A 19,075-nucleotide genomic window follows, 5' to 3' on the forward strand; every position below is an offset into this window, starting at 1 on the left:
CTCAAGAGGTGGATTATGAAAAAAATTGGCATTTTGACATCTGGTGGTGATGCGCCAGGAATGAACGCTGCAATTCGAGCAGTTGTGCGTTCTGGAATAAGTGCAGGCCTTGAAGTTTATGGTGTATTTAATGGCTATGAAGGATTAGTCAATGACAACATTCGTAAATTAGATCGTGGCGACGTGAGTGATATTATCATTCAAGGTGGAACGATCTTAGGTAGCGCCCGATTAGAAGAATTCAAGCTCGTTGAGGTTCGTGAAAAGGCAGTCGCAAATCTCGCAAAACATGGTATTGAAGGACTAGTAGTCATTGGTGGTGACGGAAGTTATCGCGGGGCACTTGCTCTAACGGAAATGGGAATAAACTGTATTGGTATTCCTGGGACAATCGATAATGATATCGATTCAACAGATTACACAATTGGTTTTGATACAGCACTAAACACTGTTATCGAAAACGTTGATAAATTACGTGATACATCAAGTTCACATCACCGCTGTTCAGTAGTTGAGGTAATGGGGAACCGTTGTGGTGACCTTGCAATTTATGCAGGAATTACCACTGGTGCAGAAGTTATCGTTACAAAAGAAACCGGCTATGATGAAGCTGAAGTTCTTGAGCGACTCAATTACTTTGAACAAGTGAAAGGAAAGCGTCATGCGATCCTTATCATCAGTGAGAAAATTACTGATGTACACTTATTAGCGCAAAAAATATCACAACATACTGGATTCTCCGGACGTGCAACAATTTTAGGTCATATTCAACGTGGTGGTTCACCTACTGCGCGTGACCGTATTCTTGCGACACAGTTTGGGGATAAAGCAGTGCAGGCATTAATGTCGGGCGAAGGTGGCCGTTGTGTTGGAATCGTAAGCGAAAAAGTAATGACAATCGATATTACTGAAGCGCTACGTACACCTAAGAAATCCAGAAAACCTTTATTTGAGTTACACGATCGATTGGTATAAGAAAGAGAGACATTATTTAATGCAAGAAATGAAAAAAACAAAAGTTATTTGTACGATTGGACCAGCTTCAGAGTCACCAGAAATGCTTGAGGCATTGGCAAAAGAGGGAATGAATATTGTTCGTTTCAACTTCTCACATGACGTCCAAGAAAACCACTTACGACGCATGAACGTTGTTCGTGAAGTTAGCGACCGAATTGGTATCAACTTGGCAATCTTACTTGATACAAAAGGACCTGAAATCCGTTGTGGTGACATGACTGATGGCGCAATCGCTTTTGAGACAGGTGATGTCGTTCGCGTTGGATTTGATGCAGATTTCATGGGAACTAAAGAACGTTTCACACTTTTAGTACCTGAAGTACATGCTGACGTTCAAGTCGGAAATTACCTACTCATCGACGATGGAAAAATGAAGTTAACAGTTATCGATAAAGATGACAAAGACCTAATTTGCCGTGTTGAAAACCCAGGATTCATCAAAACACGTAAAGGTGTGAATATTCCTAACGTAGTACTAAGTATGCCATTTATGTCAGAAAAAGACCGTAATGATATTACTTTTGGTGCTAACAACGGAATTGACTTTGTTGCAGCATCATTTGTTCGTCGTGTTCAAGATGTTCAAGACATTCGTGATGTTTTAGAAGCAGCAGGACGTCCAGATGTTCAAATCATCGTAAAAATCGAAAACCAAGAAGGTTTCGATAACTTAGAAAGCATTTTAGAACTTGCTGATGGTGTCATGGTTGCCCGTGGAGACTTAGGTGTTGAAGTAAGTACACACTTAGTTCCAATTTACCAAAAACGTATGATCGCATTAGCTAACCGTATGGGTAAACCAGTTGTTACTGCAACTCATATGTTAGAATCAATGCAACAAAACCCACGTCCTACACGTGCCGAAGCAAGTGATGTTGCAAATGCAGTTCTTGATGGAACTGATGCAATCATGCTTTCAGGAGAATCAGCTGTTGGAGCATATCCAATCGAAGCAGTTCGTGTTATGCGTGAAATTGCATTAGCAATGGAAGAAATTATTCCTTACCGTGAACGCTTATCACACGCAATCAGTACTTCAAAACGTACAATGCAAGATTCAATTGGTATGTCAGTTGCTGAAACAGCATTGAATATGAATGATGTAGAAGCAATTGTTGCCTTTACACAATCAGGTTCAACAGCACGTCGTATTTCAAAATACCGTCCAAATGTTCCTGTTATTGCAGTTACATTTGATAAAGCAGTTCAACGTAGCCTTCAATCATCATGGGGTGTCATTCCAGTTTACTCAGACGTCCGTAATGATATGACAAATGATGATGAAATTGCATCAACTTTTGCGAAAACATTTGGTATTGAACCTGGTAAAAAAGTTATCATTGCTGCTGGATATCCAACAGGAACAGGTAACACTAACTTAATGAAAATTATTGAAGTTAAATAGTAGGTAAAATTATGAAACAGTATATTGGTGTTGATTTAGGTGGTACGAATGTTCGTGTTGCAATTGTTACCGAACTTGGTGACATTGTTGAAGAAATCAAGCGTCCGTCTTTAGCATCTCAAGGACCAGAAACTGTTCTAAACAATATCGTTGACATGATCAACAGTTTAGAAAACTGTGATCAATGTGCTGGAATTGGAATCGGAATTCCTGGACCAGTAGATACAGAAAAAGGGTCGGTAACTCTATCGACAAATCTTGCTGGATTTACTGGTTTTCCAGTAGTTGATTACTTAAAAAAACATTTTGATTTACCCATTTACATGGATAATGATGCAAATGTTGCTGGTTTAGCTGAAGCTTTAGTTGGTTCGGGAAAAGGCAAGAAAATAGTTTACTATGTTACGCATTCAACAGGAATTGGTGGTGCGCTCGTAGTTGACGGAAGACTTGTATCCGGAATTCACGGATATGCTGGTGAAATTGGAAATATTGTAATTGACAGACATCGCAAACGACGCGATGACGTAAACACATTGAATGCTGGTGCGGTTGAAAATGAAGCGAGTGGATCAGCAATGGTTCGCAAAGCTCAAGAATCAATTGACCCAGAAATAACATCTGCTTCTCAAATATTTAAATTGTACGAATCAAATGATCCTAAGGCAGTTCAACTTGTTGAAGAAATGTCTTACGACGTAGGAATGCTTTTATCAATCATTTCACATGTTACAGATCCTCATATCTTTGTCCTAGGTGGAGGAGTCACATTCTCTCGCCATTTATATTGGGACAAGATGATTGAAGCGTACAAATCATTGGTTCATCCTACAATGCGTGATCGTGAATTTGTGCTTGCGTCATTAGAAGAACCAGGAGTTATTGGAGCGGCGATGTTATGCTACTCACAGGAGAAAAATGTATGACATTAATTGAAAAATATGCACAATTAGCCGTTAGAGTCGGTGTTAATGTTCAACCAGGACAAACACTACTTATTAACGTAAAAGCAGAGCACTATGAGTTTGCAAGACTTCTCGTAAAAGAAGCTTATGCAGTTGGTGCTAAAAAAGTTGTCGTTAAGTTCAGCGACGACATTATTGGAAAAGAACACGCATTACATCAAGATTTAGAAACATATACACGTGTGCCTCAATGGATTGTTGACGAGAATGATGATTACTTAACACAAGACTTATGTCGCTTGTCAGTTTATGCTCCATCTCCAGGCTTATTTGCGGATGTAGATGGCGATAAACTCGCTGCTGCAGCAAAAGCTCAAGGTGAAGCTTTAAAAGCAATGCGTGAGTATACGATGGCAAATCGTGGACAATGGTCATTAATTTCTTTACCAACAAATGAATGGGCACATGTAGTATTCCCAGAGTTACCAGTGGAAGAGGCTTATGAAAAATTACTTGAAGCAATTCTTTATGCGTCTCGCGTCACTGAAGACAAAGATCCAGTTGTTGCATGGGCTGAACACAACGCTGTCTTAGCACATCAAAATACGGTTCTTAATGACTATAACTTCAAATCTTTACACTTCAAAAATAGTAAAGGAACCGACATCACAGTTGGTCTTGTAAAAGATCATGTGTGGGCAGGTGGAGAAGAAACATCTGAAGGTGGACATAAGTTCAATCCGAATATGCCAACTGAAGAATCATTTACGATGCCAGATCGTCTTAATGTAAATGGACGTGTTTACAGTACAAAACCATTGAACTATAGCGGAAAACTCATCGATGAGTTCTGGTTAGACTTTGTCGATGGTAAAGTTGTTGATTTTGATGCAAAACAAGAAAAAGAGACATTACGTCAACTTCTTGATACTGATGAAGGAAGCCGTCACATCGGTGAAATTGCCCTTATCTCGCACAAATCACCAATTTCCGACCTAAATATTTTGTTCTACAATACATTATTTGATGAGAACGCTTCATGCCACATGGCTCTTGGACGTGCTTATCCTATGAACATCAAAAACGGTACATCAATGTCACAAGAGGAATTACTCGCTCATAACTCAAACGATTCAATTAACCATGAAGATTTCATGTTTGGAAGTGAAGATATGAGTGTTATTGGAGTAACGCAAGATGACACTGAAGTTGTTGTATTTGAAGCTGGAAACTTTGTAATCTAAGCGTGGGAAACCACGCTTTTAGTTAAAGAAAGAGGTACTTATGAAAAATATCGATAGAAAATATGCAAATTTGTTGGTTGAAACGGCTCTTAATGTACAACCTAATCAGACGCTGATTATTAATGCGGGACCAGAACACCATGAATTTGTTGCTCTTCTAACCGAAGAAGCATACAAATTAAAAGCAAAACAAGTTATCGTCAAGTTTACAAGTGAGCAAATTTCAAGACTTCACTATCTTTATCAAAGTGAAGAAACACTAACACATATCCCAGAATCATTAATTCTTGAACACGACGAGTACCTTAAAGAAGACCTAGTTAAACTAGCATTACGTAGTCCGAATCCTGGCCTCATGAATGATGTCGATGCTTCGAAAGTTATGGCCGTATCTCAAGTTAGAGGAAAAGCATTACAAGCATTTGCAAACTACTCCATGAGTAATCAAGGACAATGGTTGGTTGCAGCTTACCCTACATATAACTGGGCTAAGGCAGTGTTTCCTGAATTAGAAGCGCAAAAAGCTTATGATAAGCTTTATGAGTACATTCTATATGCTACTCGCGTAACCGAAGATAATGATCCAAAACAAGAGTGGGAGAAACATAATGCCCAACTTCATAAGCAAAATAGTGCTCTAAACGCATACAATTTCGAGTCAGTTCATTTTAAAAATGGTTTGGGAACAGACATTACAATTGGTCTTGTTAAAGGACACATCTGGTCGGGCGGTAATAGTCCATCACAAAAAGGAATCCCATTTAACGCCAATATTCCAACTGAAGAGTCATTTACGACTCCAGATCGTATGAATGTAAATGGAATCGTCTACAATACGTTGCCGCTAAACAATAATGGTCGACTCATCGACAAATTCTGGTTAAAATTTGAAGATGGGGTCGTCGTTGATTTTGATGCCGAACAAGGAAAAGAGGCACTCGAAGGTCTTCTCAATACAGATGAAAATAGTCGACGTATTGGTGAAATTGCATTGGTGTCGTTTGATTCACCAATTTCAAATCTAAAAACATTGTTCTACAATACTCTGTTTGATGAAAATGCATCGTGCCATATTGCTCTTGGAAAAGGATATCCTCTAATAGAGAATGGTGGAAGCATGAATCATGATGAACTTTTAGAACGAGGTATTAATCAATCCCTCATTCACGTGGACTTTATGTTTGGGAGTGAGGATATGCATGCAGAAGGTACAACATTTGATGGAAATACCGTTACAATCATTAAAGAGGGAAATATTGTTCTGTAGTCTTTAGGCTTGTAATTTAAAAAGAGTCGAGTATAATAATACTATAAATCGATGATAAGGACATGAATGTAAAAACGTTGAACTAGAGAGTGAAGTGGTCGCTGAAAACTTCTCGTAGACATTTACATTTACAACCTTTGAGTGAATTTTCGAAAAAATTCCGTTGCTGGCGTTAACAGATAAAGTGCACTATTACAGTGAATGAAGGTGGTACCGCGTTAACACGTCCTTTTAGGGTTTGTTATCGTGGTACTTTTTTATTAGAAAGAGAAGGAAAGTAGAATGATTAATATTAAAGAAAATCCAGAATTAAATGTTCTGAATCACTCATCCGCACACTTACTTGCGCATGCCGTGAAACGCCTTTATCCAGAAGCAAAATTTTGGGTAGGTCCAGTAATTGAAGATGGTTTTTACTACGACATGGATTTGGGTGACGTCAAATTAACAGAAGACGATTTGCCAAAAATTGAGGCGATGATGCGTAAAATTGCCAAAGAAGACAAACGAATAACACGTATTGAGCTTTCAAAAGCAGAAGCAATGGAAGAATTCAAAGATGATTCCTATAAACTTGATATCATTTCAAATTTAGATGAAAACGAAACAATTTCAGCATACCGTCAAGCAGAATTTATCGATCTTTGTCGCGGACCTCATGTTGAGACAACGAAAAAAATGAAATATTTTAAACTTCTCAAGGTATCCGGAGCATACTGGAAAGGCGATGCAAATAATAAAATGTTGCAACGTGTTTATGGAATTACATTTGAAACACAAGAAGATCTCGACAATTACCTAAACTGGCTTGAAGAAGCAAAACTTAGAGATCATAAAAAACTTGGGAAAGAACTTGGACTATTCATGATGAGTGAGTATGGTCCTGGATTCCCATTCTGGTTGCCAAATGGAATGAAGTTACGACAAGCCCTTGATGCTTATTACCAACAAGCTCATACACGTCGTGGTTATGTCTTTACACAAACACCTACGATGTTAAATAAGGACCTATGGGAAGTTTCTGGACACTGGCAAAATTACCGTGAAAACATGTATACTTCGTCAATTGATGATCGTGATTTCGCAATCAAGCCAATGAACTGTCCAGGCGGTATGTTAGTTTATAAAAATGACTTACATTCATACCGTGATCTTCCAATTCGCCTTGCGGAAATGGGTACTGTACACCGTCATGAGGCGAGTGGAGCCCTTAATGGTTTATTCCGCGTTCGTATGTTTACGCAAGATGATGCTCACTTGTTTATGACGCCTGCACAGTTACAAGACGAAATTATTGAAATCTTAGACTTTATTGAAGAAATCTATTCTGTCTTTGGATTAACATATTCCATTGAACTCTCGACACGTCCAGAAGATAAGTATATTGGATCAATCGAGGATTGGGATCGTTCTGAGAAGATTCTTGAGGAAGCATGTATTGCGGCTGGTAAAGAATTCAAAATCAATCCTGGCGATGGGGCATTCTACGGACCTAAACTTGACTTTAAAGTCCGTGACTCGTTAAACCGTATTTGGCAATGTGGAACCGTTCAGTTGGATACAAATCTACCAGAACGCTTTGATCTAACATATGTTGCGGAGGATGGTTCAAAACAGCGACCAATCATGCTTCACCGTGCTATATTTGGTTCAATCGAGCGTTTTATTGGAATTCTTATTGAACACTTTGCTGGAGCATTTCCATTATGGTTAGCACCAAAACAAGTCGAAATTATTCCTGTGAATACAGAATTCCACATGGAATATGCAAATGAAGTCAAAGAAATCTTAGAAGCACAAGGCATTCGTGTTTCGGTTGATGGACGTAACGAAAAACTGGGCTATCGCTTGCGTGAAGCTCAAATGCATAAAATTCCAATGCAAGTAATTATTGGTGATAAAGAAATCGAGGAACGCTCTGTCAACGTTCGACGTTTTGGTGAACGTGCTCAGAATCCATTCAGTCTTGAAGACTTTGTTGCTCTTGTTAACGAAGAAGTAAAATCAAAATACATTCATACAATTAACAAGGAAGCGTAAAAGAATCCCTGCTTAGGCAGGGATTCTTTTTATTTGAATAATATGTGAAATTATTTTCGTTGCCACACATACCTAATAAACATAGAAATAATATGTATGAAGGGTAAAAAGTGAAATTTAAGAAATGTAGGAAAAAACCTTTAAATAGTACATATTTCTGATTGCTGAACTTCATATAAATATCACATGATGAAAAATAAAAAATACCCTAGTAACATTTCATTATACAATGTTCTAAATCAAATTACCACAACAATCAATGATAGCGATTTCAACGCACTCTAGAGTGCGTTTGTTTGACTTGATTTTAGACATAATATTGCTTATTATTGTCTTACAAGGAGAACTTGTACGGAGGATAACAATGAAGAAATTCTGGACTATAGCATTAGTCGCATTAATGGTATTTGGACTGACAGCTTGTGCTTCACCTGAAAAGGAGCAAGAAACAGGCAAAGAAGGTACCGGTGGTGAAATTGCTTTAATCACAGACGTTGGAACGATCGATGACGGATCATTCAACCAAGGATCATGGGAAGGTGTCCAATCGTATGTTAAAGAACATAACGAAGCAAACAAGGACAAACAAATCTCAGCAACTTATTACCGACCATCAACAGCTAATGATGATGAGTACTACAATACAATTAGTAAAGCTATCAAAGATGGAAAAGCTAAAGTTATTGTAACACCTGGATTCCTATTTAATAATGCAGTATTTAGAGCACAAAAAGATTTCCCTGATGTAAACTTTATCTTTGTGGATAGTTTACCTCAAGAAAATAAGGACGCTGAGCCAGTAATTGGAAGCAATACAAACTCATTGCTATATGATGAACATGAGTCAGGATTCTTTGCAGGATATGCAGCAGTTAAAGATGGCATGACTAAACTTGGATTTATTGGTGGATACCGAGTACCAGCAGTTGAAAAATATGGTATTGGTTATCTATATGGAGCAGATGCAGCAGCTAAAGAGTTAGGCGTTGACGTTGAAGTCCGTTACAACTACGCAAATACATTTGAGCCAAAACCAGAAGTTCAAACACTTGCAGCTGGATGGTATGCAGCGGGTACTGAAGTAATCTTCGCATCAGCGGGTGGTGCAGGAAACTCAGTCTTTGCAGCCGCACAAGCAGCAAACAAGAAATCTATTGGTGTTGACAAAGATCAAAGCGCTGACAGTGAAACAATCATTACATCAGCAGTCAAGCAGTTACAAGGATCTGTTCACGCAGCATTGAAAAATCACTACGAAGGTAAATTCGAAGGTGGTAAGGCAACAACTTATGGAATCGCTAATGATTCAGTAGGATTGCCAGACAAATTTGATCGTTTCGAGACATTCACAAAAGCAGATTATGATAAAATCTACGCAGATTTCAAAGCAGACAAAGATGGAATACGTTCATCAATTCCAACAACACATGCTAATGATTTCAGCGACTTGAAATTAGAAAAAGTTAAAATTGTCTAAACCAACTAGTAATTAGAAAAGCCCCTTCGTTGGGGCTTTTTCTGTTTAAAATTCATTGAAGGAGTGAAACCGATGAATCATATCGTCGAAATGAAAGAAATAACTAAAGTATTTCCTGGCATCATTGCGAATGATCAAGTTACATTAAATATTCGCGAAGGTGAAATTCACGCACTACTAGGGGAAAATGGTGCGGGAAAATCAACGTTGATGTCAATCCTTTTTGGTATGTATCAACCAGATGGCGGAGAGATTATTGTTCGTGGAGTTCCTACGAAAATTTCAAATCCGCATGAAGCGACGGCACTTAAAATAGGGATGGTGCATCAACACTTCAAACTTGTTGATACGTTTACAGTTACAGAAAATATTATCCTTGGTGTTGAACAAACATCAAAAGGTGTCGTAGATAAAAAAGAAGCCCGCCAAGCAATTGTTGAGCTTAGTGAACGTTATGGACTGAATGTAAATCCTGATGCAAAAATTAGAGATATTTCTGTGGGAATGCAACAACGTGTTGAAATTCTCAAACTGCTTTATCGCGAAAGTGATGTCATGATATTTGATGAACCGACAGCGGTACTTACACCTCAAGAAATTGATGAGCTGATGCAAATTATGTTACAACTTCAGAAAGAAGGTAAGTCACTAGTTTTCATTACACATAAATTAGGCGAGATAAAAAAAGTAGCAAACCGTTGTACTGTTTTACGTAAAGGTAAGTATATTGGAACTGTAGATGTTAAAGATGTTTCAATTGAAGAAATGTCAGAAATGATGGTTGGACGTAAGGTTGATCTGACGATCGACAAAGCACCTGCAAAACTTGGCGATGTTGTACTATCTGTTAATGGGTTATCCATTGATTCCACGCATGGAGGTCATGACGCAATCAAAAATATTAGCTTTGATTTACGACGTGGTGAAGTTGTAAGTATTGCAGGGATTGAAGGAAATGGCCAGCATGAGCTTGTATATGCGTTAGCAGGCTTGTTGCCAATTAAGTCGGGTGTCATTGCGCTTGGTGACAATGATATTACAAATAAATCGATTCGTTATCGTAACACTCATGGGCTTTCACATATCCCAGAAGATCGCCACCGTGATGGTCTTGTCTTGGAATACAATTTGGCAGACAATATCGTATTAAAGTCTTATTTTGAAGACCGTTTCTCAAAAAATGGTTTTATGAAGTATGATGCCATTGATGTATATTCAAAAGAAATGATTGAGAAATTTGATATTCGAAGTTCAAAAGGGCCTCATACAATTGTTCGTAGCATGTCAGGTGGTAATCAACAAAAAGCTATCTTAGCCCGTGAAATTGATATGGGTAGTGATGTATTAATGGCAGTACAACCAACACGGGGCCTTGATGTTGGTGCGATTGAATATATTCATAGACAACTTGTTGCACAGCGTGATGCAGGAAAATCCGTACTTCTTGTATCCTATGAGCTATCTGAAATAATGAATGTAAGTGATCGAATTCTTGTAATGCATAATGGTGAATTAGTAGGAGAATTTACTCCAGATTCCGTAACACAGCAAGAATTAGGACTTTACATGGCTGGAGCGAAACGAGGAAATACTGATGAGTAAAATCATAAACTATTTTAAAAACGAACAATCCCACAACTTAATTGCTTCATTATTAGCAGTAGCAATTGGACTCGTTTTTGGATTTATCGTTATTTTAGCGATTAAACCACAATTTGTCTTAAGCGCATTTGCGTTAATCCTAAAGGGTGGTTTACATGATGGACTACGTGGAATTGGTAACGTGCTCTTTAATGCAACACCAATTATCATGACGGGTTTATCTGTTGGATTTGCATTTAGAACTGGACTGTTTAATATCGGGGTAACGGGACAATTTACTGTTGGTGCCTTCACCGCAATTTATGTTGGTGTTAACTGGACATTCTTGCCGCCTGGATTTGGCTGGATTGTAGGTATTGTTTTAGGTGCTCTTGCAGGAGCTATTTGGGGACTTGTAGTTGGTGCTTTAAAAGCCTATCGAAATGTTAACGAAGTTATTTCGTCAATTATGATGAACTATATTGCAGTTTATCTGGTTAACTTCTTGATTATGCGTACAGCATTTGATGCGCAATACAGTCGTACACTACCGCCTAAAAATGCATACTTGCCAAGAATGGGATTGGATACAATCTTCCCGAATTCATCATTGAATATTGGTATCATTATTGCAATAATTAGTGCTATAGTTCTGTATATCGTGCTTGAAAAAACTACATTTGGGTATGAACTTCGCGCTGTTGGATTTAACCGACATGCAAGCCGTTATGCTGGAATTAATGAGACACGTAGTATCATCTTATCAATGATGATTGCTGGAGGTCTTGCTGGACTAGGTGGAGCGTTGATGTATCTATCTGATGTTGGAATATACATGACTACCTTATATGGATTACTCAAAGAAGGATTTGATGGAATTGCTGTTGCCTTGTTGGGTCAAAACAATCCAATAGGTATAATCTTCTCAGGTCTCTTTATCTCTCAAATTACATATGGTGGTAATAACTTACAATTATTCCGTTTAGAGCCCGAGATCATCCAAGTCATCACATCCGCAATTATCTATATTTCTGCATTAACTGTATTCTTGCGAGGTGTTATTGGTAAACTAACACGAGATAAAAAATCAGGAGGTAAAGAATCATGACAATGGCATACTTTGTATTTCAACAAATGCTCTATGTAGCGATTCCATTACTCATGGTTTCACTTGGTGGACTCTTTTCAGAACGTAGTGGTGTTGTAAACATTGCCTTGGAAGGAATCATGGTATTTGGTGCCTTCTTTGGAATCTTAACGTTATTCATGTTACAAGGAATGTTTGCGCCGCAACTTCTGTTTGTAATCGGAATGCTCGCAGCGATTCTAGCAGGAATGGCAATTGCCGCAGTACACGCATTTGCATCAATCAACATGAAGGCGGATCAAACTATTTCGGGTACTGCGATCAATATGTTCGCACCTGCTTTTGCGGTTGTTATGGCCCGATTGGTTTACTCTGTTAAAGAAATTCCATTCAAAAATGTATTCTTAATTCGAAAAGTTCCATTGTTAGGGGACATACCTGTCATTGGTGACTTATTCTTTAAAAATGCGTATATTACAACGTACCTCGGATTCATTATTCTGATTGTTGTTGTATTCGTAATGTACAAAACACGTTTTGGATTACGTTTGCGTGCGGCGGGTGAAAACCCTAATGCACTTGATGCGGCCGGAGTAAATGTCTACAAAATTCGATGGGCAGCTGTATTAATCTCTGGTGCACTGGGTGGACTTGGTGGATTTGCGATTATGATTCCAGTAAGTACATCATTCTCGGGAACTGTGAGTGGCTACGGATTCTTAGCGCTTGCGATTTTAATTTTTGGACAATGGAAACCGATACCGGTATTCATTTCATCAATTTTCTTTGCATTAACCCTTACAATCTCAAATGTATACTCTGCAATTCCATTCTTTACAAATTTAAATATACCAGAACAATTCTTCAAGATGTTCCCGTATATTGCAACCTTAATTGTCTTATGGTTCTCTTCGAAAACACAAGCAGCTCCAAAAGCTCTTGGGGATCCATACGACCAAGGAAAACGTTAAACGCTTCGAAAGAAGCGTTTTTTTATTGTATGTTTGTTTTATTTAAACCTCAACATATATAACTTCTATCACAATTTAACTAAACACACACCCACAATGTAAGTGCTATCATTAATTTGGGCAAAGGCTCTAGATGGAGGAAATATGAAAAAATTAATGATTGGTCTGTGGTCATTGGTATTAGTTTTAACGTTATGTGTTGTTAACCCACAAATAGTTAGTGCTACTACTGATACCAATCCAGATTGGATAAGTTTGTTAAGTCCACAAGGAACAATAGAGGAGAGAATTGAAAATGAAACGCGTTATATTCAATTGTCATCTCATGAAGCAAATAATAATAGTGATAAGTCTGCTTTTTTCACCAAAAAGAACGGATGGAAAATGAATGGAAAAGAAGTTGGAACTTCACTGACTTTTATTCCGTTATCCAACCCACAAAAAACACGACTAAATATTATGTTGTTTTTTAAAGACTTCAATAATTACATTTCTATCGGATACAATGCAAGTGGATGGTTTTGGCAATATGCAGTCGATGGTCAAGGAACGTATGGTGCCCTCGGCGGAACATTACCACTTCAAAATGAATCTTACAGCCTTGATGTTACATTTAAAGATAATAAGTTTATTTTGAAAGGAGCTCAATCTGAAGGCGAGCAAACTGTAATTAGTGATCATATGTTTGACCCAGGAATAGTCGATGCTTTAGCTCCATATCAAGATATTGCGATTAGATTGGGTCAATTTGGTAGTGAGTCTTCGAGTATTATGATCAAATCGACCGATCAAACAGATATTCCTAAAGAAATTATTCGTGAACCACGCGAAACTGTGGATATATATGATGATTATGAATTTAAATTGGACTTCGAATCAGAATCTCTGGGCGAAACGAAGGTCCTCTTTCCAATGCTTGGCGATGTTAAACAAGAAATCGTAACCACGGAATCAGGCCAAGCACTAAAGGTTAATTTTGATAGCGCATCAGGAAAACAAATTGCAACTTTCGAACGAGTCGCACTTATGGATAATTACACAATTGAAGCTGATGTGACTGTTAAAGGAAAAGCAAATCGGTTTGGTTTTGCGATGCGTGCTGTAGACTCTAAAACGTTTGCAACTGTCTCAACAGGAGATGAAACGAATCTCTTTTTCAGTGAGCATTTCGGGACGAAGTCGAGTTATTCTAGTATGGCCGAAGGACCACGTATCGAACAAGGAAAAACATTTAAAATGACTGCTAAAGTGTCTGATTCTACGTTGGCTCTCTCTGTTGATGGGGAAGAAGTGTTCTCAAATATCATGGGAAGTCTTCATCCTAATGCTGCGGAAATTGGAATCTTTAAAGACCGTGGAACACTGGAAGTGTTGCTCGATAATGTAGTGATTCGTCATATTCCGCAACAACGTCCTACAGATCCAATTGAAGGTGGTACACTCACAACAATAAAGTCTGATGCAATGACAGTCACCATTGACGAAACATTTCCACGGATTGTTAAGTATGAACTTAATAATGGAACTATAATGCATGGACAACCTAGCATTTTAAATACATTGGTACTTAACGGGATTGATGTAATTCCTGAGGTTTCTATGACACGTTTGGCTGAAAATCAAGTTGAGTATCTCATGAAGGTACGGGATGAAGCTCACATGCTAAATGTCGATCTTACTGCGATACTTAGGGTGGACGGGGAAAGTGTTACGTTTGAAGTAACAAAAATTCAAAACAACAATCCGACACCGTACACTAACGAGACAACAGTACGGACGATTGAAATCCCGAATCATAGTTTAGTTTCTGTTCGTAGCAGTGAAGCAGATTCACAGCTCATGGCGACACGAATGTCTACTGATACTACTGTTTCGGGCGATACGCTTGTACCTGTAGATTCACAATTACGCAGATATAATCAGCCACTTATGTATGGGTTTATTTCTAATGGTGAAGTCGCTGCCGGAATCTACTCAAACTCACAATATTCAGCGGGTGGTGGTTCCAATGACTTTACTCGCGTAAATGCACGTGTTCAAGAATATCTGAGTTTTAACTCAATGGGACTGCAAAGTTCGCCATGGTATTATCATCGTGATGTGATGTATGACGATGATACTCTAGAGTTGCCAGTTGTTAAGGTAGTACTCAGTGAAGATCGAAATAATGATCAAACAGTAAATTGGCAAGATGCTGCAATCGCCTATCGGGATATCATGTATGTTGCTAAAGGAGCTGAAGATGTCCCAGATTTAGTTGCATATCGCATTGCAATGAATTTTGGTTCACACGCACAAAATCCATTTTTAACGACACTGGATGGTATCAAAAAAATCGGACTTCACACAGATGGTCTCGGTCAATCTATTCTGCTCAAAGGATACGGTAGTGAGGGTCATGATTCTGGTCACTTAGATTATGCGAATATTGGAAGTAGAATTGGTGGTGTCACGGAGTTTAGAAAATTACTTGATCGATCCGTAGACTATGGAGCACGTATTGGGATACACGTGAACGCTAGTGAGACGTACCCAGAATCTAAATACTTTTCTGAAACGTTGCTGAGAAAAAATGCGGACGGTTCATACAATTATGGTTGGAATTGGATTGATCAAGGGATTAACATTGATGCTGCTAAAGATCTTGCAGGTGGCCGGCGTGAACGATTTGAAGAATTAGGGAATGTCTTAGGGCCCAACAACAATTTAGATTTCATTTATGTTGATGTTTGGGGTAATGGACAATCTGGTGATAATGGTGCCTGGGCAAGCCATCAGTTAGCGAAGGAAATTAATGATCAAGGATGGCGTCTTGGTGGTGAATGGGGATATGCCTTTGAACCAGATACGACATTCTCACATTGGGCTGCTGATTTGACTTATGGCGGTTACAAATTAAAAGGTATCAATAGTAATGTTGCGCGATTTATTTATAATCATCAAAAAGATGTATGGGTTGCTGATTATCCAGCTTATACCGGAGCAGCGATTGCGCCACTTCTTGGGGGTTACGATATGAAAGACTTCGAAGGATGGCAAGGGCGAAATGATTACAACGGATACATCGTTAATCTATTTGAGAACAATGTCCCGACTAAGTTTGTTCAACATTTTACAGTAAATCAATGGGTCAATGGTGAAGTGGTTACGATGACGAATCAAGATGGATTGTCCTATGAATGGACTCCGGAAATGGAAGTAACACTCATCGACGAGATGAACAATACACTAAAAATCAAACGGGGTTCAAATGATTTTAAAAATGATTACGATGGTTATACACATCGTACAATGACGTTGAATGATAAAGTCGTATTAGATGGTGAAACGTACCTAATTCCTTGGTCATGGGATGCAACGGGCAAGACGCTTTCTAATGCAGAAGAAAAACTGTATCACTTCAATAAAATAGGTGGAAAAACTGAGTGGGAACTCCCTTCAGATTGGAATGTGAGTTCTGTGATGTACTACAAACTCACAGAAACGGGTAAAGAACTGGTTTCTGAAATTCCGGTAGTTGACGGAAAGATAACACTGAATGCAGAGGCTGATATGCCGTATTCCGTTTATCGTGGTACTCAGAAGCAAGCTGAAATGACTTACGGTGAAGGAGCACATATCGTTGACCCTGGGTTCAATACACAAAACCTGGATGCATGGACACAAAAAGGTGATACTGATTCGATTACAATCGAAAAATCACAAGCTTCGAATGATATGCTTGTGGTGCGGGATAATGATTCACTTTCATCTGTATCACAAGTTCTCACCGATCTTACCCCTGGTGCAGATTACGTGGCTTATGTTGGCGTGGATAACCGTAGCGATGCGAAAGCAACACTTTCAATTGTTACGGATGAAGAACGAAAAGAAGCGTACACAAATCGCTCCATTGCGGAGAACTATGTCAAGGCCTATGAGCATAATACGAAATCATCAACTGTGGATGATACAAGTTACTTTCAAAATATGTTTGTCTTCTTTAAAGCACCTCAAACTGGCGACGTAACGCTTCAATTGACCCGTGAACCGGGAAGTGGTGCGACGTACTTTGACGGTGTACGAATAACGGAAAATGCAGGAAATCCAATCGATGAAAGGGGTAACTTTTTTAATGATTTTGAGAATAATGCTCAGGGCATTTACCCATTTGTCGTCGGTGATATAGAGGGGGTAGAAGATAACCGAACTCATTTATCCGAAAAGCATGATCCGTACACACAACGAGGTTGGAATAATAAACGAATTAGCGATGTAATCGATGGAGATTGGTCACTTAAAACAAATGGACTGACCGGGCGTCAACGACGCGTGTATCAAACGATTCCACAAATGGTGCGTTTCGAACCCGGACAAAAATACATGGTATCGTTCGACTACGAGATGGGTTCAGATTATACTTATGCAGTGATGATAGGTGATGGACACTTAAGTAATAATGAACAGATGCTTGAAATGGTATCAACCAGAGACCAAGAAGGGCCTCAAAGAATGGAATTTGAGATTACGGGATCTGAGACGGGCCAGACATGGTTTGCTATTTACTCGACAGCTACGAAGGCAGATGTCGAAGATGCATCAAATAAAGACATCAACTTCCGCGGGTATAATGATTTCATTCTAGATAATATATCTATAGTAAATCAAACTAATATAACTCCACCATTAACAGATTTAAGTATCGAGCGCTTACGTACACTCATTGCACAATTTGAAGCACTTGAGGTGAACAACTATACAGTAGACTCGTACACACATTTAGAAACAAGTGTTAAACAGGGTGTTGCACTATTAGCGAAAATTGATGAAAGAGCATTATTGGATAAGCCTTCACAAAGTGAAATTGACAGTATTATCATGGAAATTGAACGTGGTTTTGAAAACCTAGAACTACGAGATTCCGTCACCCCTGTCGATCCTCTAGAACCCGTAAATCCGATGGATCCATCCGATCCGGGAGTGAAGCCAGAAGGATCTTCAGATAATGGAAACTCGAACCTTCCTTCGACAGGTGTTGCTGTAAATTCAATGATAGTTATATTTGGAAGTATGATGAGTATAATAGGTATCGTGCTTTGCTTCACTAAATTTAAACGACGTTCTAATCCCTAATTAAAAAACGCTTCTTCTGAAGCGTTTTTTAACTTGTTTGGGTAATTATTTTGGTTGAAAGGTGTCTTTATACTTTCTAGGGCTCATACCAATTTCTTTTTTGAAAAACTGCGAGAAGTAGGACGGACTCGAGAATCCGACAATTGCCGAAATTTGTGATATTGAATAATCAGTGCTCTCAAGCAAGCGTTTTGCTTCTGTGATCCGTTTGTTAAGGACAAAATCGATGGGTGACATCCCCGAATGTTTTTTGAAGATATGTGAGATATAGTACTTATTCAGAAACGTTAGTTCAGCGAGCTTATCCAGTGTGATTGAATCTCTAAAATTCTTATTAATGTAATTTTCGATGAAGATACAATCGTTGTTGACATCTTCACGATTGACAACAACCGTGAGGTTCAAGATGGTTCGACGTACAATACTTATAATGAGACTTTTGAGGTGAAGATCCACGATCATTTCGTGATAAGGTTCTTTAAGCCGAGTTTCTGTGACTAAAGATTTTAGAAAGTAGAGAACTTCGTGTTTGTATTCGTAATAGTTATGGACAGAAAAACCGTCATTTTCATACTCAGAAACAAACTCGATTCCATCAATGGCCACAACAATATATTCTAAGGGATCATGAGAATCCGAAAATTCAGTATGTAGGATATTGGGGTTAACAAGGACGAGATCATCCTCGCGAACATTAATTGTAGTGTTATCTTGAAAAATGAAACGACCAGTTCCACGAATTACGTAAAATAGTTCGGTGAAAGCATGGGAGTGTAGTGTTGAATGCCAATCGGCATCAAATTTTGAATGATGAATAGAACGTAAGTGAATCGTATTAATATGATTCATAAGCGATGTGTGGGTCATTGGTCAATCCTCCTAAAATAAGTATACGCTTTCACGATGCAAACACAAAGTGCTTTTTTCACAACATGCTTGTTATTATCATTAAAAATACCCAATCTGAAT

Annotated in this window: 12 protein-coding genes; 11 read left to right on the forward strand and 1 reads right to left on the reverse strand. The window is 38.5% G+C overall.

Going from position 1 to position 19,075, the window contains the following annotated elements; genetic code table 11:
• The first annotated feature begins 15 nt into the window (after positions 1–15).
• The 11 genes from pfkA to G7061_RS05365 all read left to right on the forward strand — a co-directional run bounded on the left by pfkA (position 16) and on the right by G7061_RS05365 (position 18,106).
• Complete coding sequence (gene pfkA, locus G7061_RS05315; protein ID WP_159636714.1) at positions 16–975, forward strand: 6-phosphofructokinase; 960 nt, start codon at positions 16–18, stop codon at positions 973–975.
• A gap of 19 nt (positions 976–994) precedes the next feature.
• Positions 995–2,422 carry a pyruvate kinase gene (pyk, locus tag G7061_RS05320; RefSeq protein WP_159636701.1) on the forward strand — a complete coding sequence of 476 codons (1,428 nt, stop codon included), beginning with the start codon at positions 995–997 and terminating at the stop codon, positions 2,420–2,422.
• A gap of 11 nt (positions 2,423–2,433) precedes the next feature.
• A complete protein-coding gene (locus G7061_RS05325; RefSeq protein WP_159641442.1) occupies positions 2,434–3,348 on the forward strand; it encodes an ROK family protein in 915 nt (304 codons plus the stop codon).
• Positions 3,345–4,571, forward strand: a complete 1,227-nt coding sequence (locus tag G7061_RS05330) for an aminopeptidase (RefSeq protein ID WP_159636684.1) — start codon at positions 3,345–3,347, stop codon at positions 4,569–4,571. The genes G7061_RS05325 and G7061_RS05330 overlap by 4 nt, the downstream gene beginning before the upstream one ends.
• A 40-nt stretch (positions 4,572–4,611) precedes the next feature.
• Complete coding sequence (locus G7061_RS05335) at positions 4,612–5,838, forward strand: aminopeptidase (RefSeq protein ID WP_159645997.1); 1,227 nt, start codon at positions 4,612–4,614, stop codon at positions 5,836–5,838.
• 282 nt (positions 5,839–6,120) lie between these two features.
• Complete coding sequence (gene thrS, locus G7061_RS05340; protein WP_159641440.1) at positions 6,121–7,878, forward strand: threonine--tRNA ligase; 1,758 nt, start codon at positions 6,121–6,123, stop codon at positions 7,876–7,878.
• A gap of 364 nt (positions 7,879–8,242) precedes the next feature.
• A complete protein-coding gene (locus G7061_RS05345) occupies positions 8,243–9,355 on the forward strand; it encodes a BMP family protein (protein ID WP_159641439.1) in 1,113 nt (370 codons plus the stop codon).
• A gap of 72 nt (positions 9,356–9,427) precedes the next feature.
• The gene (locus tag G7061_RS05350; protein WP_159641438.1) at positions 9,428–10,957 is read left to right on the forward strand and encodes an ABC transporter ATP-binding protein; all 1,530 of its coding nucleotides are present in this window, start codon (positions 9,428–9,430) and stop codon (positions 10,955–10,957) included.
• Entirely contained in the window at positions 10,950–12,044 is a 1,095-nt protein-coding gene (locus G7061_RS05355; RefSeq protein ID WP_166119529.1) for an ABC transporter permease, read from the forward strand. Before G7061_RS05350 ends, G7061_RS05355 begins: the two co-directional genes overlap by 8 nt.
• On the forward strand, positions 12,041–12,994 hold the full coding sequence (locus G7061_RS05360; RefSeq protein ID WP_159741608.1) for an ABC transporter permease: 954 nt from the start codon (positions 12,041–12,043) through the stop codon (positions 12,992–12,994). The genes G7061_RS05355 and G7061_RS05360 overlap by 4 nt, the downstream gene beginning before the upstream one ends.
• Positions 12,995–13,138: 144 nt before the next feature.
• The gene (locus G7061_RS05365; protein ID WP_166119532.1) at positions 13,139–18,106 is read left to right on the forward strand and encodes an endo-alpha-N-acetylgalactosaminidase family protein; all 4,968 of its coding nucleotides are present in this window, start codon (positions 13,139–13,141) and stop codon (positions 18,104–18,106) included.
• 45 nt (positions 18,107–18,151) lie between these two features.
• On the opposite strand, the gene G7061_RS05370 is transcribed toward G7061_RS05365, so the two are convergent.
• Complete coding sequence (locus G7061_RS05370) at positions 18,152–18,973, reverse strand: AraC family transcriptional regulator (protein WP_159645991.1); 822 nt, start codon at positions 18,971–18,973, stop codon at positions 18,152–18,154.
• Positions 18,974–19,075 lie beyond the last annotated feature (102 nt).

The organism is Erysipelothrix sp. HDW6B (assembly GCF_011301115.1).
Lineage (GTDB): Bacteria > Bacillota_I > Bacilli_A > Erysipelotrichales > Erysipelotrichaceae > Erysipelothrix > Erysipelothrix anatis.

Bases quoted from the DNA above. Each gene is read 5' to 3' on its own strand.
- pyk (WP_159636701.1), top strand. From the start codon at position 995: ATGCAAGAAATGAAAAAAACAAAAGTTATTTGTACGATTGGACCAGCT.
- G7061_RS05325 (WP_159641442.1), top strand. From the start codon at position 2,434: ATGAAACAGTATATTGGTGTTGATTTAGGTGGTACGAATGTTCGTGTT.
- G7061_RS05365 (WP_166119532.1), top strand. From the start codon at position 13,139: ATGAAAAAATTAATGATTGGTCTGTGGTCATTGGTATTAGTTTTAACG.
- G7061_RS05370 (WP_159645991.1), bottom strand. From the start codon at position 18,973: ATGACCCACACATCGCTTATGAATCATATTAATACGATTCACTTACGT.
- G7061_RS05335 (WP_159645997.1), top strand. From the start codon at position 4,612: ATGAAAAATATCGATAGAAAATATGCAAATTTGTTGGTTGAAACGGCT.
- G7061_RS05360 (WP_159741608.1), top strand. From the start codon at position 12,041: ATGACAATGGCATACTTTGTATTTCAACAAATGCTCTATGTAGCGATT.
- G7061_RS05355 (WP_166119529.1), top strand. From the start codon at position 10,950: ATGAGTAAAATCATAAACTATTTTAAAAACGAACAATCCCACAACTTA.
- G7061_RS05330 (WP_159636684.1), top strand. From the start codon at position 3,345: ATGACATTAATTGAAAAATATGCACAATTAGCCGTTAGAGTCGGTGTT.
- G7061_RS05345 (WP_159641439.1), top strand. From the start codon at position 8,243: ATGAAGAAATTCTGGACTATAGCATTAGTCGCATTAATGGTATTTGGA.
- G7061_RS05350 (WP_159641438.1), top strand. From the start codon at position 9,428: ATGAATCATATCGTCGAAATGAAAGAAATAACTAAAGTATTTCCTGGC.
- pfkA (WP_159636714.1), top strand. From the start codon at position 16: ATGAAAAAAATTGGCATTTTGACATCTGGTGGTGATGCGCCAGGAATG.
- thrS (WP_159641440.1), top strand. From the start codon at position 6,121: ATGATTAATATTAAAGAAAATCCAGAATTAAATGTTCTGAATCACTCA.